Genomic DNA, 2,476 nt, shown 5'->3' with positions numbered 1-2,476 from the left:
CAAAGATGCTTCAGATCATTACCACTAGCTAGTTAAAACATCGACCAATTAGGGCTAGACATGGTTTTAGTTGTCTAGGGTAGGTGGTAATTAAACTCAATTACTCCCATTCATGCTGATTTAACGCCTACCTTACCCTACATGTCTTGTTAATCTCTATGACTAAGTTTCTAGGGCTGTAAGTTCTTCAGGACAGGAGGCACAGTCCTGAATTCCGATTGGTTTGTGTGCCTATGATTAATGTATCAACTTGGCTGAACTTTTGGTAGACTCTGTTCAGAGAAATTTGCTTAACTTAAACTTTGTTTAAAAAGCCTATGAATTCGTAACGTTCGACAAATCCTATAGGATTTACGGCGCAAACCCGGTTATTGAGGGTAATTACACCGATTTCAGCCTTTGACTGATAAGAGAAACCGGGTTTTAAGGGTCTTGGTGTCTAAGTCCTGTACTAATCATTGATTCGAGAATATTCCACCCTCAGTAACTCTTCCGGAATCGAATTTGATCATGGGTATAGGGGTAAATGGATAAATTGGGGCATGGGATGATCTAGATTTTCGTTTGATTCATATGTTCAGCATTTTGTTAGCTTGTATTAGTTGACCAACGCTCTAAGGGAAAATCTGTCCAAATTTGATTAAACTTTCTCATCACCTGTCCTAGGTAGTGCCAAGGGTTAACTGGAAGTGGAAGGCACAGCCATTTGGCAAAATTAAGCTGAGGGGTGACACCCCTCATTAAAACTGCTATATTGTGATTATTGTAGATGCACCCTGATGATCAAGAGAGCTTGAAGACGGCTCTCTTATTTTTTTTAGGGAAAGGGATCGATACAGGATATCTCAAAAGCCGTGTGTACTCATTCAAAAACAACGCAAAACAAACAACGCAAAACTAGCGAATGCGATCGCATACTCTGTATATATCTGTATATCTAATGAGGGATGAGAGGATGGCTCACAGGGGTAGGTTTTTTACATTTGGGTAAAACATGGGACGACCCAGAGGGAGAGGAAAAGGAAAACAACGAACAAGCGATGCAGCGCGGTCATGGGGGAAACCCCCATGACCGCGCTGCATCAAGACAATGATGATTTTTAACGACAATAATGGTATATTTTCTTATCCCCCACACCCCACACCCCACACCCCACACCCCACACCCCACACCTGACGTCAAAGTAAAAAACCTACCCTTATGAGTGAGAGGATGGGGGGTGAGTTTTCTGATTCCTCCACCCCTGCTCTAGGTGAAATTTATCCTCTTGCGTAAAAAGGAAAGACTTGGGTGATAACTATATAGGTGCATCCCAGATTGACTTGAGCAAGTTGTGATGAGGAAATAAACATGAAAAAAGCACTATTAATCGGAGCGTTATTGGCCCAGACTACAACATTTGGTGCTAGTAAAGCCCTGGCTCAGGTTCCTGATTGGGTGATGGATGGAGCAGGATGTGTTCCCATTGATTCTGCTATACAACAAGACCTTTATCTGATCACGGCGGGACGGATTAAGTTCAAACCAGAAAAAACCGGTTCAATTACTGTCATTTGTCCAGTGTCTGTTAATGTTAAAAATGCCAACAACATTAGTGTTTCCTACCGTGATTCGACGGGAAGAAGTACGAATGCTCGTGTCACAGCAGCACTACGACGCATTAGAAAGCGTGATGGTGCTGTTAATACTGTCTCTGGATTAGTTTTTAATTCGGATACCAGAAGCGAAACTGCTTATACCTTCGAGGGAAGTTCAACCAGTAGTGAATCAGGTCATACCTTTGACCATTTCAATTACTACTACTATGTGCAGACTGCCCTGGTTCGGAGAAGCTCAAGCAATATCGTCGAGTTTGGGGGAGTTGAGCTAGGAAGAGTTATTTTTTAAGTCTGATCTCAATAGCACCCTCGTTAACGCTGAAACTTTGACGAAATAACCCATGATCCGGTGCGACCCAGCGTTTTCGTGGGAGCTAAGCGTGAACGCGCACCAAGAGATTGGCCTAAGGCCACGCTTCGCGATGAAGCTAAGCTTCCGCTAAAAGCGATTAGCCCGAAGGGCTACGCTACGCGAACGAGTCCGGTTAATCACTTCGTCTTTAGGTAAATCGTTAATTATTAATCGTTAATTGACGAACAACTAAAAATGATAAGTAGTCAACCGGACATTATATTACCAACAATATTAAATCAATACGTCTTCTACCATAATTTCATTTAACGTTTTCAATAACTCCCGCTCATTGTAAGGCTTAGAAAAATAAGCAGATGCACCTAAAGTCATAGCTAGTTTGCGATGCTTAGAACCACTCCGGGAGGTGAGCATAATAATGGGTAAGGTCTTTAAGCTTGGCTCTCCTTTGACCCGAGTTAAAAAGCCGTAGCCATCCAGCCGGGGCATTTCGATGTCACAAATAATGGCTTTCACCTCTAATCCCCGAAGCAGTTTTTCTATCCCATCCTGACCATCTTTGGA

Annotated in this window: 4 protein-coding genes; 3 read left to right on the top strand and 1 reads right to left on the bottom strand. The window is 42.6% G+C overall.

The annotated features are described in order from the left end of the window. Nucleotides 1-947 precede the first annotated feature (947 nt). The 3 genes from F6K49_RS41205 to F6K49_RS41195 all read left to right on the top strand — a co-directional run bounded on the left by F6K49_RS41205 (nucleotide 948) and on the right by F6K49_RS41195 (nucleotide 2,107). Nucleotides 948-1,094 (top strand): hypothetical protein, encoded by a 147-nt coding sequence (locus F6K49_RS41205; RefSeq protein ID WP_293051220.1) that lies wholly within the window; start codon nucleotides 948-950, stop codon nucleotides 1,092-1,094. 257 nt (nucleotides 1,095-1,351) lie between these two features. Continuing rightward, the gene (locus F6K49_RS41200) at nucleotides 1,352-1,888 is read left to right on the top strand and encodes a hypothetical protein (protein ID WP_075898302.1); all 537 of its coding nucleotides are present in this window, start codon (nucleotides 1,352-1,354) and stop codon (nucleotides 1,886-1,888) included. A 60-nt stretch (nucleotides 1,889-1,948) separates the two neighbouring features. Then, entirely contained in the window at nucleotides 1,949-2,107 is a 159-nt protein-coding gene (locus F6K49_RS41195; protein WP_293075045.1) for a hypothetical protein, read from the top strand. A gap of 78 nt (nucleotides 2,108-2,185) precedes the next feature. Here the strand turns inward: F6K49_RS41195 and F6K49_RS41190 are convergent. After that, nucleotides 2,186-2,476: response regulator (locus F6K49_RS41190; protein WP_293106838.1), on the bottom strand; the 291-nt coding region annotated here is incomplete at its 5' end.

The organism is Moorena sp. SIO3I6 (genome assembly GCF_010672095.1).
The sequence above is the reverse complement of the archived record's forward strand: the minus strand, read 5'-3'. Positions and strand labels throughout refer to the sequence as shown.